Raw genomic sequence first — 23,777 nt, forward strand, 5'->3', positions numbered from 1 at the left:
GGTCTGGAGAAAGTGAATGGCGAATGGGCCCTGATCGCCGCCACACACAATCTGCTCAAGCTGTTCAGGTTCCGGCGATCACAGCAGCAGATGTTGATGGAAGCGACGGGATGAGGGGCTCCTGCATTACCTCCACTTCCATGAAGCTCGGTGCAGAAAGCCACAGCCCGGAGCCGTCAGCGTCAACAAGCCCGAACTCGCTGCAATCGGTGGACCGATTCTCTACGAGCAACAAACTCCTAGCTGCTGGGGAGCTGCCCGAGGGGCATACTGCTGTGGCTTGTCGTGAGTCTCAAGACGGCCCAGCCATTGGGTGGTCGTACTATGCGCCAGACCCCTATGCCGAGGGGGTGTGGAACGTGTGGTGGCTCGGCGTAAGTCCCAGTCATCATGGTGGCGGTGTCGGCCAAGCCATTCTTTCAAACATCGAGCGAGACACGGCAGCATTTGGTGCGCGCGTTATTGTTATTGAGACAAGCGACCAGGAAGCGTTGGCGCGAGCTCGAAACTTTTACCTGAAGCGCGGATATGAAGAGCGAGGGCGTATCCCTGATTTCTATGCTGAAGGAGACTCAAAGGTGATTTTTTCACGCTCTCTCGCCGGTGCAGCCTAACAACGGCTGGCCCGCCATTCTTGCTAAAACTCGCCAAACCCTTTTCCATCGAGTCAATAATGAGCCCGGAGCGTTTGTTCAAGGTCACAGATTTCGTCCAACCAGCAGACGGTGAGCCCATTCGCTCAGTCATCACCGAGTCGGCTGACGCAGCGGTTGTTGCTTGGTATATCAAGCCCGGCCAGCGTATTTCGGCTCATGTGCATCCTGATGGTCAAGATACATGGACCATCCTTTCAGGTTGCGGCGAGTACCGCGTCAGTGCTAATGGGGAGTCGATTGCCATCGCCAAGGGGGATGTGCTGGTAGCCCATCGCCGAGAAGTTCATGGTGTACTCAACACCGGGCAAGATCCGCTTGTTTTCGTTTCAGTCGTCTCTCCCGCAGCATCGGGCTTCGAGCCGGTGTAGTTCATCATGAGCGCGATGCCAAACATCAAGCTCCAGCGGCCGGGGCCAGAGATGCCTTGTTAAGCGCAATTGGCTACTGCCCGCCACTGATCTTGGGCGTTCGAAGGAACGGAAAGAGGGAGCAGAAATGCCCCGTGCGGAGGCTGCTGCTGTTGGCATAAGTACACTCTGCCGCCAACTCCGAGCACTGCACGCCAATGATGGACGTAATATCGCTTGGCAGCTGGTAGGATGGCGGCGTAGCAGCGGGGTGCTTGCCATGGCGGTGATCTCACTCAAGTTGACCGAAGCCCTAGATGCGCAGCTCACAGAGCAGGCTCATCGTCGTCGGCTGAGCAAGTCTGAGTTGGTTCGGCGAGCATTGACGGCGTTTCTCCAGTCCTCAGAGCAGGGTGTGGAAGGCTCAGCACGACAATCAGCTGCTGATCTGTTGGCCGATTTGGTGGGTTGTTGTGAAGATGGACCAGTAGATCTGTCATCCAATCCCGCTTACATGTCTGACTTCGGCACACTCTGATTATGGCGGTTCTGCTGGATACAGGCCCTTGGGTTGCCCTGTTGAGTCGCAACGACACCCATCATCAATGGGCTGTTGAACAGTTTCAGTTCTTTCAGCCACCATTGCTGAGCTGTGAGGCTGTCGTTGCGGAGACTTGTTTCCTGCTGAAGCGCTCCGGTTTTGATCCTTCCCTGGCGTTGCAGTTCATTGAGCGAGGGGCCGTTCAATTGCCTTTCGTGCTCCAGGAGCAGATCGGGTCTGTGAGTTCACTCTTCAAGAGGTATGAGAATGTTCCTGCATCTCTAGCTGATGCTGCTTTGATTCGGCTTGCGGAGATGAACGATTCACCATTGCTTCTCACTACCGATAGCGACTTCCATATCTACCGCCGCCATGGAAGGCAAACAATTCCTTTGGTCAACCCGTAATTGCTATGGGTCATCCAGTGGATGCGAAGGTCTGTGGACGTTGCCTATGGAGAAGCGACACTTCGAACACACCCCTCGAGTGGACAGGCCACCACCAGCTCTTTGCTGCGCCACCCCAGCCTCCCTACCTGCCACTCTGGGCCAGCGTTGTACGAGAAACCTCAAGGCAGTGTAATTATGGAAGCCAAAGTAGTTACTGATAACGATATTTCACTCTATACCGAATCATTCGGTAACCCAGCCCATGAACCCATTATTTTGGTCATGGGGGCAATGTCGTCGGCGGTATGGTGGCCTGATGATTTTTGTGCCCGGCTGGCCGCAATGGATTGCTACGTGATCCGATATGATCATCGCGATACGGGGAAGTCAACTAGCTATGAGCCAGGCCAGGCTCCATATTCCGTTGAAGAATTAGCAGATGATGTGGTTCGCGTCATTGGTGGTTATGGTCTGAAGGCTGCGCACCTGGTTGGCATGTCTCTGGGAGGATTTCTATCCCAGCTTGTTGCTCTCAAGTATCCGAATCGGGTAAAGAGTTTAGCCCTGATCTCTTCAGAGCGTCTTGCGGAGATAGACCCAGATATGCCCCCTTTTGATCCTACAATCATGGAGTATCGCCAGCAGGCAGGATCACTTGACTGGTCTGATAAAGATGCGGTGGTGGAGTATCAGGTTGGTGCGTGGCGAATCAACTCAGGTACTGCCCATGTATTTGACGCTGAAAAGATTCGGCAGATCGCTCAGTCAAATTTTGATCATACGCCAAATATACTAACGACATTCAATCACACTACTTTAGGTGGTGGCGAAGAGTGGCTCGGGCGATTAGATGAGATAACTGTATCAACACTAATCATTCATGGCACAGAAGATCCTGTGCTTCCTTATGCACACGGCTTGGCACTGAAGGATGCGATTCGTGATTCGAAACTACTTACGCTGAAAGGCACGGGGCATGAATTACATCCAGAGGACTGGCCGGTGATTCTCCAAGCGCTGAAGAATCAAACATCATAGCTGCGCCGTACAACAATTTGCCGCACCGGAAAAACGACTCGCTATCGCTCGACATATTCCGGTGGGCAAAGCGTTAGATAGCTGGAGACGGGAAGCCGCGGCCAAAGCGAGTAATTTCTTCTGATAGTTGCTTAAATCGCATACAGACGCACGTCCAAAAGCAGGGGTACCGCCGCGGCTTGAGCGCTGAGGAGCGGCGAGCAGTGTTGGCCAACGCATTATCATGTGATCAAGGCGTGGCGAATTCATGGCGTTAGCACTACGTTCTGGCGACAGTTCCGGCGCTGCGCGGCAGTTGCGCGCCTGCTCCCATAGGCGATCAGGCGCTGCCGGACTTCGGTTTTAGATGTCGTACCGCCTTCATCATCCGCGGTGAATAGGCCTGCCATTCAACCCATGACGACAACCACCGCCACTCTTGCCGCCTTGCGCTCCGGTCAACTGAAGGGGATCACGCGGCTGGATCTTGCCTGCGGCCTGCAGGAATTCCCGCGGGAGATCTTCGAGCTGTCCGACACCCTTGAAGTTCTTAATCTCTCGGGCAACATGTTATCCGAGCTCCCGGACGACTTATCGCGGCTGAGTAAGTTACGAGTGATCTTCTGCTCGGACAATCGCTTTACCCAGCTGCCCGAGGTGCTGTCCTCATGTGTTCACCTTGAGATGGTCGGGTTTAAGGCGAACACCATTCAGGAGGTGGTGCCTGCCGCCATTTCCCCCGGGTTGCGCTGGTTGATCCTCACGGATAATCAGATTTCGGCACTTCCCGACTCAATCGGCAACTGTGCGCGCCTGCAAAAACTGATGTTGGCCGGAAATCAACTGGCAGAGTTGCCGGAGGCGATGCGCGGCTGCGTTGGGCTTGAGCTGTTGCGGATTTCGGCCAACCGCTTCAAGGCTCTGCCGGAGTGGCTGCTGCAATTGCCCCGGTTGACCTGGTTGGCGTTTGGCGGAAATCCGGTTTCAGCGGTGCCGCACGCCCCGCGTCCGGCCGTGGCCCGCTTCCATTGGGGGGATCTGGTGTTGGGTGAAAAACTCGGTGAAGGCGCCTCGGGAGTGATCCACAAAGCGCACTGGCAGCCGTCGCCGCAGGAAGCCGGGCATCCCGTCGCGGTGAAACTCTTTAAGGGGGCGGTCACCAGTGACGGGTTTCCGGCAGAAGAAATGGCGGCCTGTTTGGCGGCGGGTAATCACTCTCACTTGATCGGGGTCATTGGTGAACTCACCGGGCACCCAGCCGGCAGCACCGGCTTGGTGATGCCCTGGGTCGAGCCTGGGTTTCGCAGTCTGGCCGGCCCGCCCAATCTGGCGACATGCACCAGGGACATTTACGACGACGGCCAACGTTTCTCCCTCCCCTTGGTGCTGGATCTGGCAAAGGGCTTGGCCGCTGTTGGCGAGCACCTGCACGCCCGTGGAATTTCGCACGGGGATTTTTATGCGCACAACGTCCTGTATCGCCCCGAAGGCGGCTGCTACTTGGGGGACTTCGGGGCGGCCTCCTTTTACCCATCTCAGGCAAGTGGAAGCACAAATCCATTCGAGGCGCTGGAGGTGCGCGCCTTCGGCTGCTTGCTTGGCGAACTACTAGAGCGCATTGAACCCGACCATGAAGCGCTCCTCCCATCGTTAAAAGCACTGCAACTCCGCTGCGTAGCGCCAGTTGCGGCGAGTCGGCCCCGGTTCGCCGAACTGGTGGCAGCGATAGATTCACTGCTCCATTAAGCCCGAGGTTTAGGCTTTGCTCACCAATCGGCGAAGAGTTTTGTCGACCAGCTTGGGGTTGACTTTGCCGTGGCGTCGCCAGCGATTGCCACGCCATACTGATTCCTTTGCCTGTTGAGCACCTCCTCCAGATTGAGATCAATTCGCCAGGGCTTTGGCAAGTGCCCCTGAGGCAAGTGGCGGGCTTTCGATAACTTTGCGAATCAGTTCATAGGGGATGCCTGAACCCCCTGTACCTAGCCACCACTAGGCCATGGCGGTTGTCTGTGAGGCAATGGCCCCGTGAACAGAGATCAGCACCGGTGCCGCCGGACTTTCTGAGCAGCCGCGCTTCCCGGTCGCTACTGGAGCGGTGGGCCTTGTAGGGGAGCAGCAGGTCACGGAAATCCCCCTCCACGCCTGGCGCCAACCAGCCGCCCCCTTCACCCCACCACCCCCTCACTCGCCACCCATAGGCGTCGCGCCAACTCCGTGTCCTGCCCTTCCGCGCTGGTGGCGCTGGCTTCGAACACCCGCCGGCCTGGGCCCACCACGCGGTTGCGGTGGAAGCTGAAGCCGTAGGCGGCGTAGGCGGGGTCGCAGCAGAGGGAAGCCAGCAGGGCGCCGGCGGTTTCCACGCTTTCGGTGAGGCGCAGCACGGAGCGGGCCGCGAAGGCGAACAGGCGTTGGCCCAGTTCGTTGCTCTGGCGGCTGTAGCGCCAGAAGCCGCCCTCGCTGGTGGGCGGGATCACCAGGCCCGGGCTCCAGCTGAGCACCGGCAGCGGTGTGCCGGCCTCCTCCATGCGGCGCGCGAACTCACGGGCGATCAGCACATTGCAGAGCTTGCTGTCCTTGTAGGCCTTGTCGGCATCGAAGCGGCTGCCATCCACCATCAGCACCGGCTGCCCCGCCTGCAGGCCGGCCAGATCGCCCAGCCCCGCCGGTGAGCCCACCTTGCCGCCAGCGGTGAGCGGGTCGTGCACTTCCGACGCCGTGACCACCAGCCGCGGCGCCTGCCCCGCCAGCAGCAATGGCGTGAGTTGCTGGGCCAGCAGGAAATGGCCCAGGTGGTTCACCGCGATGGTGAGTTCATGGCCCTGGGGCGTCAGCCGTGGCGTTTTGGCGCCGGCGTATTGCAGGCCCGCATTCAGCACCAACGTGTCGATCGGCTGCCCCTGCGCCAGCAGCGCCTGCCCGCAGGCGCGCACACTCTCCAGATCGCCCAGGTCGCACACGGCCACCGCCGGCGCCTTGCCTCCACCGGCCCGTTCCGCCAGCTGGCGCTGGGCCGTCTCGGCCGTTGCCGCATCGCGGCACAGCAGCGTGAGCGCGTGGCCGGCCTGGCACAGCCGCACCGCCGCCTCGAAGCCGATGCCGGAATTGCCGCCAGTGAGCAGCAGGCGGCGCGTGGCAGCCATGGGCAGACCCCACCAGGAGCAAGGGGCGCTAACCCTAGAAACCGCCGGCTTCACAATGGAGCACGCAGCCCCTCCGCCGGCCGGTTCGTTCATGCAGTGGCGCGCCACGATTCGCCGCCTCGAACGCAACGGCCTCGGCCTGCTGCTGTTTCCCTTGCTGGTGCTGCGCCGCACCGTGCACCTGCTCGGCCGCACGCTCGAAAGCCTGCTGTGGCAGGAGCTGATCGCCAACCAGCCGCTCGAGAGCCAGCTCGGCAACCTGCTCGCCTTTCTGCTGTTCTCCGCCTTCTGCCTCTGGGCCACCTTGGAAGGGGTCGTTCCGTATGTGATCGGCCTGCTGCTGTTCCTGCTGCCCCTGGAACTGCTCGCCAACCAGCTCGGCCATTCCTGGCGGCCGGAATGCCGAGTGGTGCTGGAGCGCTGGGGGGATCGGCTCTCCTGGCGGTGCGATGCCGCCGGCAGTCACGAGCAGCTGGAGCTGCAGCACAGCGCACTCACGGCCGTGCTGATCCGCGCCGCCCCGCTCGCCCTGCCGCTCGGCGAAGCCCGTCCGCAGGGCTGGGATGTGCTGCTGGCGGTGCAGGATCCTGCCCGCGAGCTGCTGCTCGACCGTCAGCCCACGCTCGCGCTCGCCTGGCAGCGCGCCTTTGCCCTCGCCCGCAAGCTGGCGTTGCCGCTGCGGTTGGCGGAGGCGGACAGCCAGGAGGACGAGGAAGCGGGGCCGCCGGCGAGCATGTGGGCGGTGGTGGAGGAAGAAGGCGCCACCCGGATCTTCCGCGACCGCAGCACCGTGAACGCCGCTCAGTGGTGGCGGGCGTTTGTGCGCCAGGGCGGTTACCTGCTGTTTCTCGCCGTGCTCAACACCGTGATGGTGAAGTACGGCGGCTTTCTGGTGTGGATGTTGGGTCCGCGGCTGGGCCTCACCGCCCCCACCACGCTCGTGCTCGATCTCTCCCTGCCCGGCCTGCTCTCGCTCGTCCTGCCCGAGTGGAGCGTGATCCAGGCGCTGCTGGTGGTGGCGGCGCTCGGTGCCGCCGGCTTCGGCAGCTACCGCCACTGGAGCCGGCAGGAGCTGCGCATCGATTCCGAACAGGTGGGCGTGTGGCGCACCGGCCATGCCGCCGTTCACCTGCCTACCCGCACGGTGCTGGCCGCGCTGCCGCTCGATCAGCCGGAGCCCCAGGTCGTGCTCTGGAGCGAGCGCCGTCCCCCCGTCCAGCTGCAGGGCCTCGCCGATGCCCGCGAAGCCGCCGCCCTGGCGGGCGCGCTGCAGGCGGCGCTGGAGCGCTGGAAGCCGGCGGCGGAGGCAAGCGCGCGTTTGGAGCCGCAAGCCCCCGCGAACAACGAGCAGCAGCGGATCGTGAGCAGTGCCGCTGCCCTGCCGCTGCAGCAGCGGGCCGACTGGTATGCGCCGGCCGCTGCCGCCTACGACGCCGTGCGACCCGGCTATCCAGCGGCGATGATCAAGCAGGTGGCGGCCCTGGCCGGGGTGGGCGACGGCTCGGCGCTGCTGGAGCTGGGCTGCGGGCCGGGCACCGCCACCGTGGCCTTCGCGCGGCGTGGCTGCGCCATCACCGCCCTGGAGCCCAACCCCGCCTTCGTGGCCTTGGCGCGTGAGCGTTGCGCCGGCTTCAAGCGCGTGCACATCGAGCCGCTGGCCTGCGAGCAGTGGCCGGTGCAGGAGCAGGCCTTTGATGCCGTGCTCGCCGCCAGCTCCTTTCACTGGATCCCCGCCGGCCTCGGCTCGCGCACCGCCGCCCGGGCGCTCAAGCCAGGTGGCGCGCTGATCCTGCTCTGGAACAAGGAGCTGCAACCCTCACTTGCCCTGCACCAGCGCTTCGCGGCCAGCTATGCCCGCTACGCCCCCGCATTGCACCGCCGCGAAAGTGACGCCGAGCAGCAGGCAATCCTCGAAGCGCTGGTGCAGCAACTCGTGGACCCCGCCTTGTTCCTGCCGCCGCAGGCGGGGCGGGTGCCGGTGCAGCTCACCTACAGCGCCGAGCAATACCTGGCCCTGCTCAGCACCTACTCCCCCTATCTGCGCCTGGAGCCCGGCGCCCGCGAAGCTCTCTTCGCCGAGCTGCGCCGCATCATCGACACTGAGGCCGGCGGCAGCCTGGAGCTCAGCGGCCACTCCGCTTTTCACGTGGCCCGCAAACGCGGCTGAACTCCCCAGATCGCCCGTCACAGCCATAGAATCTGTTCGCAATGAACAGACACTGGGCGTTCCATCCGCCCAGCACAGGCCATGCCCCGCACCCTTCGCGATCCTCACCAACACGCCATGCTCGTGTCGCTGCAGCGCCGCTACCGGGCTGCCGTGCACGCCGGCAACATCACCGCCAAGCAGGCGCTGTATCGCGAGGCCGTGTATCTCGGCATTCAGCCTGAGCTGCTTGAGGGCGGCACCGATCACACCGGCGGCAGCGGCGTCACCGCCTCCTGACTCAACCCCCGCAGGCAGCGGGCCAGGTCTTCGCGCACCTCCAGAAAACGCCGATCCACCCGCAGCGCGCCCAGATCGCTGCGGTCGAGCTCGGTTTCCACCGTGCGCACGATCCGGCCCGGATGCGGCGCCATGATGTGCACCCGCTGGGCCATCAGCAGCGCCTCCTCCAGATCGTGGGTGATCAGCAGGGCGGTGAGCCCGGTGCGGTTCCACAGCTGATAGAGAAATTCCTGCATCGATTCGCGGATCTGCAGGTCGAGGGCGCCGAAGGGTTCATCCAGGAGCATCACCTTCGGATCGGCCGCCAGGGCGCGGGCAATCGCCACCCGTTGCTGCATCCCGCCGGACAGCTCCCGTGGCAAACGCCCTGCCGCATCCTGCAGGCCCACCACTTCCAGGAAATAGCCGGTGCGCTCGCGCACCTCCCGCGCTGGCAGCCCCTGCAACGTCATGCCGAAGGCCACGTTGTCGGCCGCCGTCAGCCACGGATAGAGGCTGTATTTCTGGAACACCATGCCGCGGTCGTGGCCGGGCCCCGTGATCGGGCGGCCATCCATCAGGATCGTGCCGCTGGTAGGCCGATCGAGCCCGGCGATCAGGCGCATCACCGTGCTCTTGCCCGATCCGGAGCTGCCCACCAGCGCCACGAATTCGCCGGAATTGATCTCGAAGCTGATGGTGTCGAGCACCTGCTTGGCAGCGCGGCCCTGCCCGAAGGTTTTGCACACCGCTGTGAGCGAAAGATGCATCTCAGATGGCCCAGCGGCAGGTGCGGCGCAACACCAATCGGAACAGCAGATCGATCACCAGACCGATCAACCCGATCACGATCAGGTACGCAAAGATCTCATCGGTGCGCAGAAAGCGCTGGGCCAGGCTGATGCGCTTGCCCAGCCCCTCGTTGGCGGCCACCAGCTCCGCCACGATCACCAGGTTCCAGGCGGCGGCCATGTTGATGCGGTAGGCATCAATCACCTGGGGCGCGATGAAGGGTGTCACCACGCGGGTGAGGATCTGCAGGCGGCGCCCACCCATGGTGAGCGCCGATTCCAGCAGCTCGGCCGGCACGAACTTCACCGCATCCATGATCATCAAGGTGTTGAAGAACAAGGTGCCGATGAAGATCAGCAGCACCTTGGGCAGCTCCCCCAAGCCGAAATAGATGATCAGCAGCGGGATGAAAGCCGGCGCGGGCATGTAGCGGATCAGGCCGATCAGCGGCTCCAGCAACCGGCAGATGATCCGGTTGCTGCCCATCGCGATCCCCAGCGGCAGCGACACCAGCATGGAAAGCGCATAGCCGCCCAGCACCCGGCCGATGCTGGCGATCGCATCGGCCAGCAGGATGCCCGCCTCCGCCTGGGCGGAGCCCGCCGCCAGCACCCCCGCCGGGCTGGGCAGAAACAGCCTGTCGACGCTGCCACTCGCCGCAATCAGCTGCCACAGCACCAGCACCGTGAGGATGCCGAGCACACCCAGCACCCAGGGATGGTCGAGGCGTCGCCGCAGGCCCGCGCTCAGCTTCACTGCGCCGCGTCCACGAAGCGCGGATCAAACAGCTTGCTGAGATCCGGCGGGGTTTTGGCCAGACCCACCTCCTGCAGGAAGGTGCTGATCTCCCCAGCCGCAAATGGCAGCGAATCCATTGTGTCGCCCGGCTTCATCGCCTGCCGGTTCTGCTCGAGCGTGAAGATCGTGGTGCCGGCGTCGTACTCGGTGTACTCCGCCTCGCTCACGCCCGCGCGGGCGGCCAGGATCGCCAGGCTCGGGGCCGGATTGGCCTCGATCTCCGCCAGCGTGGCGAACCAGGCGTTCACCACCTTCTGCAGCTGCTCAGGATTCTTCTCCACAAATTCGGTGCGGCACACCAGGTGGTCGCTGATCGAGCCGGGGAAATCCTTCGACGAGAACAAGGTGGTGCTGCCCGCACGCTTCAGCGCCTGGGTGGTGAACGGCGCGAACACCCCCACCGCATCCACCTGGCCCGCCACAAACGCAGCGGCGGCGGCGCCGGTTTCCAGCGGCACGAAGGTGATGTCGGCCGCACTCAGGCCCGCCTTCTTCAGGCCCAGCAGCAGCAGGTAGTGATCCACCGTGCCTTCTTCGGCGGCCACCTTCTTGCCCTTCAGACCCTCCACGCTGGTGATGCCTTCAGCGGCGATGATCTGGTCGTTGCCGGTGGAGTTGTCGTTGGTGAGCACCACCGTGAGGGCGGCGCCACCGGCGATCGAGCTGATCGTGTCACCCAGCGTCTGGCTGTTGCAATCCAGCTGGCCGGCATTGAGGGCGTTGATCGAATCGAGGTAGCCGTCGAACCATTGCAGGGTCACCGGCACGCCCGCCGCCTCAAACAATCCCTTTTCTTCGGTCACCTTCCAGGGGATCCAGCCCGGCCAGGCGCTGTAACCGATGCGCACCGGCGTGGCGGAGGTTTCTGCCGGCTGCTGCTGGCAGGCCACCAGCAAGCCGCCGCCCAACAGGGCCGTGAGCAGCAGGCTGGTGGTGCGCCGGAAGCGTGGAAAACGGAAGCGGGAGGGTGCGGTCATGGGGAAACGGGGGTGTGGGGGGAATGGAGCGGGAGCAGGGGCGGGAGGAAGAAAGCGGCAGGTGCCCGCGCGGCTTAGGGGGGCGGCTGGCGCGAGGCGTGGCTGGGGCTGGCGCGGGCGGGCATGTCAGAAGAACTCCAGGTAGTGCTCCAGCTCCCAGGCCGAAATTGCGCCGTGATAGGCCTCCCATTCCGCCCGCTTCAACGACACAAACGCGTCGAACATCGCGGGGCCGAACACCTCACGGCAGAGCGGATCGGCGGCAAACGCCTCCACCGCCTCACCCAGATGGCGCGGCAGGGTATGCAGGCCGCGTTCGGCCCGCTCCGCCGCACTCAGCCGGTAGGCATTCACCCGGTTGGCCGGGGGCGGCACCAGCTGCTCGCGGATGCCTTCCAGCCCCGCCGCCAGGATCAGTGCCGCACCCAGATAGGGGTTGCAGGAGCTGTCGGCGGCGCGGCATTCCACCCGCCCGCCAGCGGAGGGAATGCGCAGCATGTTGGTGCGGTTGTTGTTGCCGTGGCAGATGAATACCGGTGCCCAGGTGAAGCCGCTCATGCTTCCCTGCGCCACCAGCCGCTTGTAGCTGTTCACCGTGGGGGCGATCACGGCGCAGATCGCGGCGGCATGGCGCAGCACCCCGGCGATGAACTGCTCCGCCAGCGGGGTGATCGCACCGGCCTCGCCACGGCCGGGATCGAAAAGATTGGCGCCGCTCTGCACATCCGCCAGCGACATGTTGAAGTGGGCGCCGCTGCCGGTGCGGTGCGCGAACGGCTTGGGCATGAAGCTGGCGATCAGCCCATGGCGGCGGCAGATCTCCTTCGCCATCAGCTTGAAGAAGGTGAGCCGGTCGGCCATGGTGAGCGCCTCGGCATAGGCGAAATCGATCTCGAACTGGCCGTTGCCGTCTTCGTGGTCGAAGGAATACACGCCCCAGCCCAGGCCATTCATGCTCTGCACCAGCTCATCGAGCCAGTCGAGGTTGTCGAGCAGGCCGCCCAGGTCGTAGCAGGGTTTATCGAGCGTGTCGCGGCCGCTGGCCGGCACCAGCGTTCCATCGTCCTGGCGCCGCAGCACGAAGAACTCGGTTTCGATGCCGAGGTTGAAGCAGTAGCCCAGCGCCGCCGCCTGCTGCCGCACCCGGCTCAGGATCTGGCGGCTGCAGGCCTCGAACGGGGCGCCGTTCAACTCCAGGCTGCTGGCCAGCCACACCACATCGCGGCGCCAGGGCAGCACCGTGGCACTGGCCAGATCGGGGATGGCCGCCACTTCGTCGTCGCTGACGTCCTGCGGCACGCCATCGAGGGCCGCGCCGGTGAACAGTTCCGAACCCGACAACATCGAGGCGAAGTGATCCAGTGGCACCGCCTTCGCCTTGCCGTTGCCGTGGATGTCCACGAAGTTGGCCAGCGCATACTTCACGCCGCGGCTGAGCAGATCCACCTGCACGTCTTCACCCACGCTTGCGGTCGTCGGCAGCGGGGCCATTGGGCTGGCCGGCAGCGGTGCCGATGGGCTCACCAGCTCCATCAGGCGTTCACCAGGGCCGGCGGCTGGCTGGCGGCGTGCTCCCTCACCGTGGTCAGCAGCCAGCGGTGCCACTCGCCCATGCCCTGGCCGGTGCCGGCCGACACACGGAACACCTGGGCGCGGGGATTCACCGCCCGCACATGGGCCTCGATGCGGCTCACATCCACCGGCACATACGGCAGCAGATCGATCTTGGTGATCAGCACACAATCGGCTTCGCGGAACATCACCGGATACTTGAGCGGCTTGTCATCGCCTTCGGTGACACTCAGCAACGCCACCTTGAGGTGTTCACCCACCTCGAATTCCGCCGGGCACACCAGATTGCCCACGTTCTCCACCCACAGCAGATCCAGCGCCGCAGGATCAAGCCGCTGCTGCAGCAGGGTGAGGCCGCCGCTCACCATCGACGCATCGAGGTGGCAGGCCCGTCCGGTGGTGATCGGCACCACCGGCACCCCCACCGCCGCCAGCCGCTCGGCATCCAGCTGGGTGGTCATGTCGCCCTCCAGCACCGCCATCGCCAGCTGGGGCGAAAGGGCCGTGATCGTGCGTTCCAGCAGGGAGGTCTTGCCAGCGCCGGGGCTGCTCATCACATTCAGGCAAAGCAGGTTCCAGGCATCGAAATGGGCGCGGTTGTGGTCGGCGCGGTGCTGATTGGCCGCCAACAAATTGCGTCCGAGTGTGTCTTCCAGGGGCATGTGCATGGCGTTCAGGCGGAAAGGATGGAAGCCCGGTCTGCGGGTACAGCGGGGGAGGTGTAATCGATGCTGCGAATCCTCAGCTCACGGCCCGAGAGGATCTCCTCCATCGGGTGGTGGCAGCACGGGGATTGGTAGCCCAAGGCAGGCTCGGGGCTGTAATCGCTGCCGCAGGCCACACAGCGGGCCCGCAGCGGCACCGTTTCGATGCGCAGCTCCGAGCCGTCCAGCCAGCTGCCCTGCACGGCGGCCCCATAGGTGAACACCAGCGCGGCCGGTTCCACACAGGTGAAGGCACCCACCTGCAGATGCACCACCTGTACGCAGGGAACGTGGGGATGGTGCTCCTGCTTCCACTCTTCGAGCGAAAGCAGCAGGCAGCGGGTCATGTCAACTTCATGCATGGCTCACCTCCATTTCTGATCGACGTTCATGTTGCAGGCCTCATGCAGCCAGGCCGGCTTCTGCTTGCGCGGCAGCTGACCGCTCACCACCAGGTGGGCCATCACATCGCAGATCACCCGCGTGGCCATCAAGGAGGTCATGTCGCTGATGTCGTAAGGGGGGGAAACTTCCACCACCTCCAGGCCACACACCGGCACGTTGCGCACGATCAGCTCCAGCAGCTTGAGGGCTTCCCGTGGCAGCAGGCCGCCCGGTTCCGGCCAGCCGGTGCCGGGCACAAAGCCGGCGTCGATGCAGTCGATGTCGAAGGAGATGTACACGCAGTCGGTGCCGTCGGTGGCACGCTCGATCGCATATTTGGCGGCGGCCTCCAGGCCCATGTCGCAGATGTCCGTGACAGTGAGCACGTTGGTGCCCCGCTCGCGGCACACCTTCACCCCTTCACGCGGCACCTGCCAGCCGCCGATGCCCAGCTGCACCAGGTTTTCGGCCGGTGCGTTGGCCATGTTGGTGGCATGGAACCAGGGGCAGGTGTGCATGCGCTCATCCAGATCGATCTCCTGGGTGTCCACATGGCGGTCGAAGTGGATGATGCCCACCTTCTTGTCGCCGAGGTGGCGACACACGCCCCGCACGGTGGGGAAGCCGATCGAGTGATCACCGCCGAGCAGAATCGGGAAGGCGCCGCTGGCGAACACATGCGCCACACCCTTGGAGATCTGATCGAAGCTCTTCTCGTTGTTGGCGGGAATCGTGAAAATATCGCCCACATCGCAGAGCGTGATCGATTCGCGCAGATCCACCCCCATTTCGTAGTTGTAGGGGGTGTAAAGCGCCGAGATGCGGCGGATGCCCTGGGGGCCGAAGCGGGTGCCGGGGCGGTAGGTGGTGCCGCAGTCGTGCGGAATGCCCACGATCGCCACATCGAATTCACCGACGCGGTTCACGTCTTCGATGTAGGGCGCCTTTATGAAGGTGTTGATGCCCGCGTAGTGGGGCAGCTCACCGCGCGAGAAGGTGGAGATGCGCCGGTCAACGATGCTCTCGGCCGCTTCGAGGCCATAGCGCAGGCCCTGCTCCACCTCCTGCTGCCAACCGGTGAGCGGCAGACGGGCTTCCTTCTCGAGCGCCTCGGCGCCCTGCTGGCCGACGCTTGAGCCGGAGCCTGGGCTGGAACTGCGCCGGTCGAAGGCCTCTTCAGGCCCTGGGGTTGCTGTCATGGGAGAACACGGAGGTGGGGGGTGCGGTCTCCCGGGCTTTTATCCCTCCGTGCAACCGGGTGACCCCGGTGAGCTTCTCTCGGACCAGACGTCTGAACCTGCTCGCTGATGCGAACAGATGCAGACCGGAACCCTAGAAACTTCTTCCGCTGCGCCCAGAGTCCACCGAAGCCCCAGAAATGACTGTGGCCACAACTACGGAATGGCATTCCGGACCGCACCGGAAGCCCCTGGCCTGGTTGCACCGGGAGTGCCAGGCCGGCCGCACCTGGCCCCAACAACCGAAGGTCGCAGCCCTGCACCAGCCTTACGCTTCGGGGCCGCCGTGGGGCCTGCGATGGAACCCAACCCGACGGCCAGAACGCCGGAGCCGGAAACACCACCGCCGTTGCCACAGCCCTCGCCAGCACAACCGGAACCGCCCACGCCGCCGGTCGCGCCACCCGCCGCCGCCGGTGGCCTGCTGCACATCCTCGGGCTCGGCTTTGGGTTGGCGGGGGCGGTGGGAGGCTCGATCGGTGCCGGCATCCTGCGCACCCCGGGGCTGGTGGCGGCCCAGCTGGGCAGCGCCCCACTGATCCTGCTGGCCTGGCTGGTCGGCGGGCTCTATGCCCTCTGCGGCGCCTTCGCCGTGGCCGAACTGGGTGCGGCCCTGCCCCGCGCCGGTGGCTGGACGGTCTACGCCCGCCGCGCCCTCGGCGATCGCGCCGGCTTTGCGGTGGGCTGGATCGACTGGCTCGGTCATTGCGCCGGCCTGGCCTGGGTGGCGATCACGATCGGTGAGTTCGCCCGCGGCCTGGTGCCGGCCCTGCCCCCCAGCGGCAAGGTGGTAGGCCTGCTCACCCTGGTGGGCTTCGCCTTGCTGCAACGGCTGGGCCTGCGGGCCGGCAGCCTCAGCCAGCAGATCCTCAGCCTGGTCAAGGCCATCGCCTTTCTGGCGCTGATCGGCGCCTGCCTGCTGGTGGCCCCGCCCGCCGCCAGCACACCGCTGGCCGCAGCCGCTGGTGGGACTGGGGTCGCATCACTGGCCATTCTCAACAACACCCCACTGGCGCTGGCCGCCGCCGGCGTGTTCGCGCTTCAGGCCGTGATCACCACCTACGACGGTTGGCAGAGCCCGATCTACTTCGCCGAAGAGTTCACCGCGCCGGCCACCGACCTGCCCCGCTCATTGATCGGCGGCGTGGTCGCTGTCACGGGGCTCTATCTGCTGATGAACGTGGCCTTGCTCAAGGTGCTGCCGCTGGAGGCGATGGCCACCTCCACCTTGCCGCTGGCCGATGCCGCCGCCCGCCTGTTCGGGCCGTTCAGCGCCCAGCTGATCACCGCCCTGGCGCTGCTGTCGTCGATCGGGCTGGTGAACACCGTGATCATGTGCGCGCCGCGCATCCTGTTCGGCCTCAGCCGCGACAGCCTGTTTCTACCCGTGTTCGCGCGGGTGAATGCGGGCGGCACCCCTGATGCGGCCCTGCTTCTCACCACCGCCGTCACGGCGACCCTGATCGCCTGCGGCGATTTCCAGGTGCTGCTGGGGGTGTCCGTCTTTTTCTATGTGCTGCTCTATTTCACCGGCATCACGTCGCTGTTTGTGCTGCGCTGGCGTGAACCGGAGCTGGAACGCCCGGTGCGGGCCTGGGGTTTCCCGTTCAGCGCGTCGGTGGTGTGGCTCGGCTCGCTCGCCTTCCTGCTCAGCGCCGCCATCGGCGACACCACCAACAGCCTGATCGCCGCCGGGTTGATCGCGCTCAGCCTGCCGGCGCAGCGGCTCAGCCGCCGGATGGGTTCGCCAGATTGCGAAAACGGGTGAACTGGGGCTCGAACAGCAGCTTCACCGTGCCCACCGGGCCGTTGCGGTGCTTGGTCACGATCACTTCGGTGATGCCGCGATCGGCCGTGTCCGGGTTGTAGTACTCGTCGCGGTAGATCATCAACACCAGGTCGGCGTCCTGCTCGATCGAACCCGATTCACGCAGATCGCTCAGCATCGGCCGCTTGTTGGTGCGGCTCTCCACGCCGCGGCTGAGCTGGGAAAGGGCGATCACCGGCACGTTGAGTTCGCGGGCCATGCCCTTGAGGCCGCGGGTGATGCGGGACAGCTCCTGCACCCGGTTGTCGGGGGTGGTGCCCTCCATCAGTTGCAGGTAATCGATCACGATCAGGCCCAGCTCCTTGCCCTGCTCCGCCATCAGCCGCCGGCAGAGCGAGCGCATCTCCAGCACGCCGGAATTGGGCTTGTCGTCGATGAACAGGGGCAGCTGGCCGAGGGTATTGATGCCCTGGCCCAGCAGAGGCCATTCTTCCTGCTGCAGGCGCCCGGTGCGCAGCCGGCCGCTCTCGATCCCCACCTCCGTCGAGAGCAGCCGGTAGGTGAGCTGCTCCTTGCTCATCTCCAGCGAAAACACGCACACCGGCAGCTGGTGAAGCTGGGCCACGTTCTTGGCGATGTTGAGCACGATCGAGGTTTTGCCCATCGCCGGCCGGCCGGCCACGATGATCAGATCGCTGCGCTGCAGGCCCTGGGTGATGGCGTCGAGGTCGTAGAAGTTCACCGCGATGCCTGCCACCGACGTGCCGACGGAGCGGCTTTCGATCTCGTTGAAGGTGCTGGTGAGGATTTCGGCGGTGGGGGTGAGCCCCACCGAAGGCTTCTCCTGGCTGATCGCGAAGATCTGCTGCTCCGCCTCATCGAGCACCTGCTCCATCGGCTTCGATTGATCGAAACCCAGCCGGATCACCTCGTTGCCGGAGCGGATCAGCTGCCGGCGCAGGTATTTGTCCATCACCAGGCGGGCCACCTGGTCGATGGAGGCGGTGCTGAGCGTGCGCTCCACCAGCTCCACCAGCCGGTTGGTGCCGCCCACCTTCTCCAGCTGGCCGGTGTCGGCCAGCCAGGCGGCCATGGCGGTGAGATCGGTGGGCTTGCCCTGGCTGTGCAGCATCAGGGCGGTGCGGTACACCTCCCGGTGGGCGGTGAGATAAAAGGCCTCCGGCCGCAGCACGTCGGCGATGCGGCCCATGGCATCGGGATCGAGCAGGATGCCGCCCAGCACCGCCTCCTCCGCCTCCAGGTTCTGGGGGGGCTGCTGGTCAGGCAGGGCCTCGAAGCGGGCTTCCTCATGCTCGCGCCCGCGCCGCCGGAACGTCCCGGCGCCGCCTGCCGCCACAGGGGCTGTCAGCCCTGCAGTGGCTGCGGCGCCGGGGCCGTCCTGAGCTGGAAAAGGGACGCTCACCATGGCGGCAGGCTAAGGGTTCCGGGCCGGCGCTCCGGTGTGCGTTGGTGCCCGCGCGGACAGCGACGGAGCTGTTTCATCAGCCACGCAGACCCACAAAAAAGACCGCCAAACCCCTGAGGGGTCTGGCGGTGGGGCAAGGGAATGGGCGGGCGGCAGAGCCCCGCCGGAGCCTCAGTGGCTGACCACTTCCAGGTTGATCTCGGCCACCACGTCGTGGTGGAGCTTGATCTGCACCTTGTAGGAGCCGGTGCGGTGGATCTCGGGGACCTCGATGTGGCGGCGGTCGATCTCTTTCTTGGTGGCGGCTTCGATGGCCTCGGCTACATCGCCATTGGTGACGGTGCCGAAGAGGACGTCGTCACCGCCGGTCTGCTTCTTGACCGTGAAGCGACCGATGGTGTTCAGGGCCGTGCGGAAGGCTTCTGCCTCCTGCAGCAGCGCCGCCTGGCGCTCGGCCTCTTTGGCCCGGCGGTGCTCCACCTGGCGCAGCACCGCCGGGGTGACGGGAACGGCTTTGCCCTGGGGGAGCAGGAAGTTGCGGGCGTAGCCGGGCGCCACTTCCACCAGCTCACCGTCCTTACCGAGGCTGAGAATGTCCTCGCTGAGGACCACGGAAACACGCTTGGCCATGGGATCGGGTTAGGGAAACAGGGAGTGCCGCAGGGCGGATCGACGAGCGGGGGCCACCGCCGGGGTGACGTGCCGCTCAAGCAATCCGGCAGCTTAGGCCAGAGGGTTGCTTGCCCGGAAGGCTGCCGCCTCAGTGGCTTGCCGCGGCTCTCGGCAGGCGCACCTGGGTGGCCAGGCCCAGGGCCTTGAGCAGCCGGATGTGCTGCCAGGTGAGGTCGAACTGACGGGGGCCGAAGCCGTGGCGGGCCGAGTGGGGGAAGGCGTGGTGGTTGTTGTGCCAGCCCTCACCGAAGGTGAGCGCCGCCACCCAGGGGTTATTGCGTGACTTGTCGCCGCTGATGTGGGCGATGCTGCCCCAGCAATGGGTGGCGCTGTTCACCAGCCAGGTGCATTGGTAAAGCACCACCAGGCGCAGGGGAATGCCCCACAGCACCAGGGCCCAGCCGCCGGCACCGGTGACCGTGCCGATCCAGAACAGCAGCAGGCCCAGGGGCACCTGCAGCAGCAGGAAGTTGGTGTTCAGCCAGCGGTAGTAGGGATCGCGGGCCAGATCGCCGGTGAGCCGGGGCACGGCGGCCATCGCCGGGATCTCTTCCATCATCCAGCCCATGTGGCTCCACCAGAAGCCCTTGTGGCTGTTGTGGTGGTCGGCGTCGGTGTCGGAGAACTTGTGGTGGTGGCGGTGCAGGCCGGCCCAGTCGATCGGACCGTGCTGGCAGCTGAGCGCGCCGCAGGTGGCGAAGAAACGCTCCAGCCACTGGGGCACCCGCAGGGCCCGGTGGGCCAGCAGGCGGTGGTAGCCGAGCGTGACGCCCAGGCAGCCGGTGATCCAATAGAGCACCAGCAGGCTGGTGACGGCCGGCACGCTCCAGAACTGGGGCAGCAGCGCGACCAGGGCCAGCGCGTGGATCACGATCATGAAGCCGATCGTGCCCCAGCGGCGGCCCGGCGGCGACGAGGGGACGGGCTCCCCGCGACGGGGGCGATGCAGTGCCTCGGCCCGAGCCAGAGAGAGGGCGGCCGGAGCAAGGCTGGCCACGCCCGCAGGACGGGAGCGGCGCTTGGACAGGACGGTCATAGGAGCTGGTTCCTGATCGGTCTTTTAGAATGGTAGCAGTTCGGATTCGGATTGAGTGGGATATCAGGAAGAAATCGGATCAGGCCGTGAGGCCTTTGCGCATCTGATCAGGGCCTGGCATGAGCGCAACGGCTGGTCCCACCGCATCCTTCCCGGTTTAGCCGAGGTGCTTGATCTCGGCCGCATCCACAGCTCCCAGGTGTCGATGCTGCGCAACCGCAAGTTGGCCTCCCCCGGCCCTGAGGTGTTCCTCGCCCTGGGGCGCATCAATCAATGGATCGCCGCTGCCGCCGTGGCCGAAGGCCCCAGCGCCCTGGCCAGCCACCCGGAACTGCTGGAAGCATTGGTGGCCGGCAGCGTACCGCTGCTCAACGACGCCGCCGGCGTGCCGCTCGGGCCCGGGGACTTTCTGGACATCTTCGTGGGCCAGCGTCAGCCGCCGGCGGCCTTCGATCTGCGCATCGCCGCGACCGAAGCCCCGGCGCTCAGCTTCGCCTTAGCGGAGCTGCTCACCGCCGGCCGGCCCTGGCGCCTCTGCCGCGAGGCGGTGCTGGCGGCCTATCCAGCAGAAAAAACCCAGCGCCGCGAACGCTTCGCCGCCGTGATGGCCGGCCAGAAGGATTTCGAGGCCGCTGAACTGGAAAGTGAGCTACTGGATCTGAAGAGCACCCTGGCGGGCCTCGGCGCTGCCGGCGAGCAGGAACTGAGCACCGCTCAGTTCCTCACTGTGCTGCGGCGCAAGGCCGCTCAGCTGACCGCAAGCACAGGCGCCAGCGGGCTCAGCAGCGAACTGGGGGCCGCCATCCGTCAGGAGTTGGGGACGTAGGCGGCACCGGGCACATAGCGGGCCTCGCGGATGCGTTTGGCCAGGCCCAGGGAACGCAGCAGCTTGATGTGCTGCCAGGTGATGTCGAACTCGAACCAGCGCAAGCCATGGCGGGCGCTGGCCGGGTGGGCGTGGTGGTTGTTGTGCCAGCCCTCGCCGAAGGAGAGGATCGCCACCCACCAGCAGTTGCGCGAAAGATCAGGGCTGTCGAAGTTGCGATAGCCGAAGGCGTGGGTGGCGCTGTTCACCAGCCAGGTGACGTGATACACGATCACCAGGCGCAGGGGGATGGCCCACAGCACCAGGCCCAGCCCGCCGCCGTGCACGTTGGCCCGCTCGCCGTACCACCAAAGGGCCGCGCCCAGGGGGATCTGCAGCAGCAGGAACCAGCGATCCAGCCAGCGGTAGAAGGGGTCGCGCTGCAGGTCGCCGGTGAAGCGCTCCACATGCTGCACGGCCGGGATCTCATGCAGCATCCAGTCGCTGTGGCTCCACCACAGGCCGCGGCCGGCGTCGTGGTGGTCGTTGGCCTGGTCGGAGAACTTGTGGTGGTGGCGGTGCAGCCCCACCCATTCGATCGGCCCGCTCTGGCAGGCCAGGGTGCCCATCAGCACCAGGGTGCGCTCCACCCAGCGGGGGGCGACGAAGCTGCGGTGGGCCAGCAGGCGGTGCAGGCCGAGCGTGACTCCCAGCACCGTGACCCAATACAGAACCGCCAGTGCCACCACGCTCTGCCAGCTCCAGAAGCCGGGCAACAGGGCGAACACCGCCCCCACGTGGATGGCGAGCATGAACGCCGTGGTGCCGAACTTGTAGGTCCGCTGGCTCTTCGGCAGGGGCGTGCGTGGGGCCGTCACACCGGCGCGGATGAGGGCTTCCTGGCGGTCGGAAGCGTGGCCCCCATGGCTGCGCAGGGGCTTGAACGGGGCCCGCGGATCCGCCGGGGTAGCGGTTGAGGGGGCATCTGAAGCGGCGACCAAATGAACTCTCGCGAAAGTGACGCAGGCTGGAGTTCACCCGTTCGCCCTCAGCGGGCAGAACCCGCTGCTGGAAGCTCCCGAAGGAGAGAGTGGCTCACCAGAACCTGGTGATGAAGGCCGTTTGTAGCCAACACATCAGCGAGAAATCTAGCGGCGGGAGCGAGGTCGGCAGGCAGCATGGCCACTGGCTGGAGTGGCGGGGATGGATGGGCAGCAAAGGAAGGAAGCCGCCTCGGCCTGGGCCTGCGATCAGGTGGAGGCCGCCGCCGCGCGGATCGCACCGTTGGCAGCCCGGCACACCGCTGCGGTGAAGCCCGGTCTGGAGCGGGTGCTGGCCGCCTTCGCCGCCGAGCGTCTCGGCACCCACCACTTCGCCTCGGTGAGCGGCTACGGCCACGGTGACCTGGGCCGGGAGGTGCTGGATCGGGTGTTCGCCCGGGTGCTGGGGGCGGAGGCGGCGGCGGTGCGGCTGCAGTTCGTCAGCGGCACCCACGCGATCGCCGCGGCCCTGTTCGGCGTGCTGCGGCCCGGCGACCGCCTGCTCTCGATCACCGGCCGCCCCTACGACACCTTGGAAGAAGTGATTGGCCTGCGCGGCAGCGGCCAGGGGTCGCTGGCCGAATTCGGCATCCACTACGACGAACTGGCCCTGCAGGCCGATGGCGCGGTGGATGAAGACGGCCTCGCCGCCGCGCTCACACCCCCCACCCGGCTGGTGCTGATCCAGCGCAGCTGCGGCTACAGCTGGCGCCCCTCGCTGCAGGTGGCCACGATCGGCCGCCTGGTCGAGCGCGTCAAGCAGCTGCAGCCCGGCTGTCTCTGCTTCGTCGACAACTGCTATGGCGAATTCGTGGAGGCGCTGGAGCCTCCGGCCGTGGGCGCCGACCTGATCGCCGGCTCCTTGATCAAGAACGCCGGCGGCACCATCGCCCCCACCGGCGGCTACGTGGCCGGCGGCGCCGAATGGGTGGAGCGGGCCTGCTGCCGGCTCACGGCGCCCGGCATCGGCAGTGAGGGGGGCACCGGCTTCGATCTCTACCGGCTGCTGTTCCAGGGTCTGTTCCTGGCGCCCCAGATGGTGGGGGAGGCCCTGATCGGCGCCGAGCTGGTGGCCTCGGTGTTCAGCGCGCTCGGCTACGCCGTGCAGCCACTGGTGGGGGCCCCCCGCAGCGACGTGATCCAGGCGGTGCGCTTCGGGGCGCCGGAGCCGTTGATTCAGGTGTGCCGCGCTTTCCAGGCCTGCTCGCCGGTAGGGGCCTACCTCGACCCGGTGCCCGCGCCCATGCCGGGATACGCCAGTGAGCTGGTGATGGCAGGCGGCAGCTTCATCGACGGCAGCACCAGTGAGTTCTCCGCCGACGCCCCCCTGCGTGAGCCCTACGTGCTGTTCGCCCAGGGGGGCACGCACCGCACCCACGTGGAGCTGGCCCTGGAGCGGGCCCTCACGGTTCTGAATCCGCAGCGTGGGGGCTGAGCCTCCAACGCCAGGGGCGGTCAGACTGGCGCCGTCTTCGCTTCCGCCTTCGATGGCGCTCCAGTTCCCCGACAGCTGCCGCTACGCCGACAGCCATGAATACGCCCGGCCGGATGGGGAGCTGCTGCGCATCGGCGTGAGCGCGTTCGCCGTGGATCAGCTGGGCGACATCGTGTTTGTGGAGCTGCCCGAGGTGGGCAGCCAGCTGGAGCGGGGCTCCAGCTTCGGCTCAGTGGAATCGGTGAAGGCGGTGGAGGAGATGTACGCGCCGATCAGCGGCACGGTGGAGCTGCGCAACGAAGCGGTGCTGGCCAGCCCCGAAGAACTGCAGAACGATCCCTATGGCGAAGGCTGGCTGCTGGCGGTGCGCCCCAGCGACGCTGCCGAATTCAACGACCTGATGGATGCCGCCACCTACCGCCTGAAGGTGGAAGGCAGCTGAGCGGGGCTGGCGGAACGGGGCCGGCGGCCTTGGAGCGGAGCAGCGGCAGACGAGCGGGCATCGCGATCAAGGCAAGCGCAGCGTTGGAACGGCGCAAATCCAGATTTCCCTAAGATCCGCCCCACCTGCCGGGCGTCGCGCCGTGACCGCACCCTTCGCTGACCCCA

General features: G+C 65.7%; 24 protein-coding genes, 1 pseudogene and 1 riboswitch. Of the genes and pseudogenes, 12 read left to right on the plus strand and 13 right to left on the minus strand.

Annotated elements, in window-relative coordinates:
- Nucleotides 1-140 precede the first annotated feature (140 nt).
- From KBY97_RS12850 to KBY97_RS12875, 6 genes are all read left to right on the plus strand, one after another.
- Nucleotides 141-614, plus strand: a complete 474-nt coding sequence (locus KBY97_RS12850) for an N-acetyltransferase (protein WP_255147496.1) — start codon at nucleotides 141-143, stop codon at nucleotides 612-614.
- Nucleotides 615-673: 59 nt separating this feature from the next.
- Entirely contained in the window at nucleotides 674-1,024 is a 351-nt protein-coding gene (locus KBY97_RS12855; protein ID WP_255147497.1) for a cupin domain-containing protein, read from the plus strand.
- 259 nt (nucleotides 1,025-1,283) lie between these two features.
- Nucleotides 1,284-1,541, plus strand: coding sequence for a ribbon-helix-helix protein, CopG family (locus KBY97_RS12860; protein WP_255147499.1), 258 nt, complete (start codon nucleotides 1,284-1,286; stop codon nucleotides 1,539-1,541).
- A gap of 2 nt (nucleotides 1,542-1,543) precedes the next feature.
- The gene (locus tag KBY97_RS12865) at nucleotides 1,544-1,951 is read left to right on the plus strand and encodes a type II toxin-antitoxin system VapC family toxin (protein WP_255147501.1); all 408 of its coding nucleotides are present in this window, start codon (nucleotides 1,544-1,546) and stop codon (nucleotides 1,949-1,951) included.
- A gap of 147 nt (nucleotides 1,952-2,098) precedes the next feature.
- Nucleotides 2,099-2,971: an alpha/beta fold hydrolase gene (locus KBY97_RS12870; RefSeq protein ID WP_255147502.1), complete on the plus strand. Its 873-nt coding sequence runs from the start codon at nucleotides 2,099-2,101 to the stop codon at nucleotides 2,969-2,971.
- Nucleotides 2,972-3,367: 396 nt separating this feature from the next.
- Nucleotides 3,368-4,696 carry a leucine-rich repeat-containing protein kinase family protein gene (locus KBY97_RS12875; RefSeq protein WP_255147504.1) on the plus strand — a complete coding sequence of 443 codons (1,329 nt, stop codon included), beginning with the start codon at nucleotides 3,368-3,370 and terminating at the stop codon, nucleotides 4,694-4,696.
- A gap of 241 nt (nucleotides 4,697-4,937) precedes the next feature.
- On the opposite strand, the pseudogene KBY97_RS12880 reads toward KBY97_RS12875, so the two are convergent.
- Together KBY97_RS12880 and KBY97_RS12885 are read right to left on the minus strand one after the other, a co-directional pair.
- Nucleotides 4,938-5,051 (minus strand): annotated as a pseudogene (locus KBY97_RS12880) (IS5/IS1182 family transposase); the annotation flags it as partial.
- Between the two features lie 67 nt (nucleotides 5,052-5,118).
- Nucleotides 5,119-6,093 (minus strand): SDR family NAD(P)-dependent oxidoreductase, encoded by a 975-nt coding sequence (locus KBY97_RS12885; RefSeq protein ID WP_255147506.1) that lies wholly within the window; start codon nucleotides 6,091-6,093, stop codon nucleotides 5,119-5,121.
- 91 nt (nucleotides 6,094-6,184) lie between these two features.
- Between KBY97_RS12885 and KBY97_RS12890 the strand changes: the two genes are divergently transcribed.
- Both KBY97_RS12890 and KBY97_RS12895 read left to right on the plus strand, forming a co-directional pair.
- Nucleotides 6,185-8,260 (plus strand): class I SAM-dependent methyltransferase, encoded by a 2,076-nt coding sequence (locus KBY97_RS12890; protein WP_255147508.1) that lies wholly within the window; start codon nucleotides 6,185-6,187, stop codon nucleotides 8,258-8,260.
- Nucleotides 8,261-8,341: 81 nt separating this feature from the next.
- Nucleotides 8,342-8,539, plus strand: coding sequence for a hypothetical protein (locus tag KBY97_RS12895; protein ID WP_255147509.1), 198 nt, complete (start codon nucleotides 8,342-8,344; stop codon nucleotides 8,537-8,539).
- Here KBY97_RS12895 and KBY97_RS12900 read toward each other — a convergent pair.
- The 7 genes from KBY97_RS12900 to speB form a co-directional block, all read right to left on the minus strand.
- Nucleotides 8,506-9,291, minus strand: coding sequence for an ABC transporter ATP-binding protein (locus KBY97_RS12900; RefSeq protein ID WP_255147511.1), 786 nt, complete (start codon nucleotides 9,289-9,291; stop codon nucleotides 8,506-8,508). The genes KBY97_RS12895 and KBY97_RS12900 overlap by 34 nt on opposite strands.
- 1 nt (nucleotide 9,292) lies before the next feature.
- Nucleotides 9,293-10,069, minus strand: a complete 777-nt coding sequence (locus KBY97_RS12905; protein WP_399217813.1) for an ABC transporter permease — start codon at nucleotides 10,067-10,069, stop codon at nucleotides 9,293-9,295.
- The gene (locus KBY97_RS12910) at nucleotides 10,066-11,088 is read right to left on the minus strand and encodes an ABC transporter substrate-binding protein (protein ID WP_255147512.1); all 1,023 of its coding nucleotides are present in this window, start codon (nucleotides 11,086-11,088) and stop codon (nucleotides 10,066-10,068) included. Before KBY97_RS12910 ends, KBY97_RS12905 begins: the two co-directional genes overlap by 4 nt.
- Nucleotides 11,089-11,214: 126 nt before the next feature.
- A complete protein-coding gene (gene glnT, locus KBY97_RS12915) occupies nucleotides 11,215-12,579 on the minus strand; it encodes a type III glutamate--ammonia ligase (RefSeq protein ID WP_255147594.1) in 1,365 nt (454 codons plus the stop codon).
- Between the two features lie 41 nt (nucleotides 12,580-12,620).
- Entirely contained in the window at nucleotides 12,621-13,328 is a 708-nt protein-coding gene (hypB, locus tag KBY97_RS12920; protein ID WP_255147513.1) for a hydrogenase nickel incorporation protein HypB, read from the minus strand.
- A gap of 5 nt (nucleotides 13,329-13,333) precedes the next feature.
- Nucleotides 13,334-13,726, minus strand: a complete 393-nt coding sequence (locus tag KBY97_RS12925) for a hydrogenase maturation nickel metallochaperone HypA (RefSeq protein ID WP_255147514.1) — start codon at nucleotides 13,724-13,726, stop codon at nucleotides 13,334-13,336.
- A gap of 3 nt (nucleotides 13,727-13,729) precedes the next feature.
- Nucleotides 13,730-14,947 carry an agmatinase gene (gene speB / locus KBY97_RS12930; protein ID WP_255147515.1) on the minus strand — a complete coding sequence of 406 codons (1,218 nt, stop codon included), beginning with the start codon at nucleotides 14,945-14,947 and terminating at the stop codon, nucleotides 13,730-13,732.
- A 26-nt stretch (nucleotides 14,948-14,973) separates the two neighbouring features.
- Nucleotides 14,974-15,095, minus strand: a riboswitch (guanidine-I (ykkC/yxkD leader).
- 189 nt (nucleotides 15,096-15,284) lie between these two features.
- Here speB and KBY97_RS12935 point away from each other — a divergent pair.
- Entirely contained in the window at nucleotides 15,285-16,754 is a 1,470-nt protein-coding gene (locus tag KBY97_RS12935) for an APC family permease (protein ID WP_255147516.1), read from the plus strand.
- Here the strand turns inward: KBY97_RS12935 and dnaB are convergent.
- The 3 genes from dnaB to KBY97_RS12950 all read right to left on the minus strand — a co-directional run bounded on the left by dnaB (nucleotide 16,714) and on the right by KBY97_RS12950 (nucleotide 19,888).
- Nucleotides 16,714-18,180, minus strand: a complete 1,467-nt coding sequence (gene dnaB, locus KBY97_RS12940; RefSeq protein ID WP_255147517.1) for a replicative DNA helicase — start codon at nucleotides 18,178-18,180, stop codon at nucleotides 16,714-16,716. The genes KBY97_RS12935 and dnaB overlap by 41 nt on opposite strands.
- Before the next feature lie 171 nt (nucleotides 18,181-18,351).
- Nucleotides 18,352-18,810 (minus strand): 50S ribosomal protein L9, encoded by a 459-nt coding sequence (gene rplI, locus KBY97_RS12945; RefSeq protein ID WP_255147519.1) that lies wholly within the window; start codon nucleotides 18,808-18,810, stop codon nucleotides 18,352-18,354.
- A gap of 130 nt (nucleotides 18,811-18,940) precedes the next feature.
- A complete protein-coding gene (locus tag KBY97_RS12950; RefSeq protein ID WP_399217818.1) occupies nucleotides 18,941-19,888 on the minus strand; it encodes an acyl-CoA desaturase in 948 nt (315 codons plus the stop codon).
- A 55-nt stretch (nucleotides 19,889-19,943) separates the two neighbouring features.
- Between KBY97_RS12950 and KBY97_RS12955 the strand changes: the two genes are divergently transcribed.
- Nucleotides 19,944-20,714: a hypothetical protein gene (locus KBY97_RS12955; RefSeq protein WP_255147520.1), complete on the plus strand. Its 771-nt coding sequence runs from the start codon at nucleotides 19,944-19,946 to the stop codon at nucleotides 20,712-20,714.
- On the opposite strand, the gene KBY97_RS12960 is transcribed toward KBY97_RS12955, so the two are convergent.
- A complete protein-coding gene (locus tag KBY97_RS12960; protein ID WP_255147597.1) occupies nucleotides 20,696-21,628 on the minus strand; it encodes a fatty acid desaturase in 933 nt (310 codons plus the stop codon). The two genes, KBY97_RS12955 and KBY97_RS12960, sit on opposite strands and share 19 nt — an antisense overlap.
- 268 nt (nucleotides 21,629-21,896) lie before the next feature.
- On the opposite strand from KBY97_RS12960, the gene KBY97_RS12965 reads away from it, so the two are divergent.
- Together KBY97_RS12965 and gcvH are read left to right on the plus strand one after the other, a co-directional pair.
- Nucleotides 21,897-23,168, plus strand: coding sequence for a methionine gamma-lyase family protein (locus tag KBY97_RS12965; RefSeq protein ID WP_255147521.1), 1,272 nt, complete (start codon nucleotides 21,897-21,899; stop codon nucleotides 23,166-23,168).
- A gap of 52 nt (nucleotides 23,169-23,220) precedes the next feature.
- Nucleotides 23,221-23,610 (plus strand): glycine cleavage system protein GcvH, encoded by a 390-nt coding sequence (gene gcvH, locus KBY97_RS12970; RefSeq protein WP_255147522.1) that lies wholly within the window; start codon nucleotides 23,221-23,223, stop codon nucleotides 23,608-23,610.
- Nucleotides 23,611-23,777 lie beyond the last annotated feature (167 nt).

The sequence above is a fragment of the Synechococcus sp. ATX 2A4 genome (assembly GCF_024346375.1).
Taxonomy (GTDB): domain Bacteria; phylum Cyanobacteriota; class Cyanobacteriia; order PCC-6307; family Cyanobiaceae; genus MW101C3.

Coding starts and splice junctions, on each gene's coding strand:
- KBY97_RS12850 (WP_255147496.1), top strand. CDS start 141: ATGAAGCTCGGTGCAGAAAGCCACAGCCCGGAGCCGTCAGCGTCAACA.
- KBY97_RS12855 (WP_255147497.1), top strand. CDS start 674: ATGAGCCCGGAGCGTTTGTTCAAGGTCACAGATTTCGTCCAACCAGCA.
- KBY97_RS12860 (WP_255147499.1), top strand. CDS start 1,284: ATGGCGGTGATCTCACTCAAGTTGACCGAAGCCCTAGATGCGCAGCTC.
- KBY97_RS12865 (WP_255147501.1), top strand. CDS start 1,544: ATGGCGGTTCTGCTGGATACAGGCCCTTGGGTTGCCCTGTTGAGTCGC.
- KBY97_RS12875 (WP_255147504.1), top strand. CDS start 3,368: ATGACGACAACCACCGCCACTCTTGCCGCCTTGCGCTCCGGTCAACTG.
- KBY97_RS12885 (WP_255147506.1), bottom strand. CDS start 6,093: ATGGCTGCCACGCGCCGCCTGCTGCTCACTGGCGGCAATTCCGGCATC.
- KBY97_RS12890 (WP_255147508.1), top strand. CDS start 6,185: ATGCAGTGGCGCGCCACGATTCGCCGCCTCGAACGCAACGGCCTCGGC.
- KBY97_RS12895 (WP_255147509.1), top strand. CDS start 8,342: ATGCCCCGCACCCTTCGCGATCCTCACCAACACGCCATGCTCGTGTCG.
- KBY97_RS12900 (WP_255147511.1), bottom strand. CDS start 9,291: ATGCATCTTTCGCTCACAGCGGTGTGCAAAACCTTCGGGCAGGGCCGC.
- KBY97_RS12910 (WP_255147512.1), bottom strand. CDS start 11,088: ATGACCGCACCCTCCCGCTTCCGTTTTCCACGCTTCCGGCGCACCACC.
- glnT (WP_255147594.1), bottom strand. CDS start 12,579: ATGGCCCCGCTGCCGACGACCGCAAGCGTGGGTGAAGACGTGCAGGTG.
- hypB (WP_255147513.1), bottom strand. CDS start 13,328: ATGCACATGCCCCTGGAAGACACACTCGGACGCAATTTGTTGGCGGCC.
- KBY97_RS12925 (WP_255147514.1), bottom strand. CDS start 13,726: ATGCATGAAGTTGACATGACCCGCTGCCTGCTGCTTTCGCTCGAAGAG.
- speB (WP_255147515.1), bottom strand. CDS start 14,947: ATGACAGCAACCCCAGGGCCTGAAGAGGCCTTCGACCGGCGCAGTTCC.
- KBY97_RS12935 (WP_255147516.1), top strand. CDS start 15,285: ATGGAACCCAACCCGACGGCCAGAACGCCGGAGCCGGAAACACCACCG.
- dnaB (WP_255147517.1), bottom strand. CDS start 18,180: ATGGTGAGCGTCCCTTTTCCAGCTCAGGACGGCCCCGGCGCCGCAGCC.
- rplI (WP_255147519.1), bottom strand. CDS start 18,810: ATGGCCAAGCGTGTTTCCGTGGTCCTCAGCGAGGACATTCTCAGCCTC.
- KBY97_RS12950 (WP_399217818.1), bottom strand. CDS start 19,888: ATGACCGTCCTGTCCAAGCGCCGCTCCCGTCCTGCGGGCGTGGCCAGC.
- KBY97_RS12965 (WP_255147521.1), top strand. CDS start 21,897: ATGGATGGGCAGCAAAGGAAGGAAGCCGCCTCGGCCTGGGCCTGCGAT.
- gcvH (WP_255147522.1), top strand. CDS start 23,221: ATGGCGCTCCAGTTCCCCGACAGCTGCCGCTACGCCGACAGCCATGAA.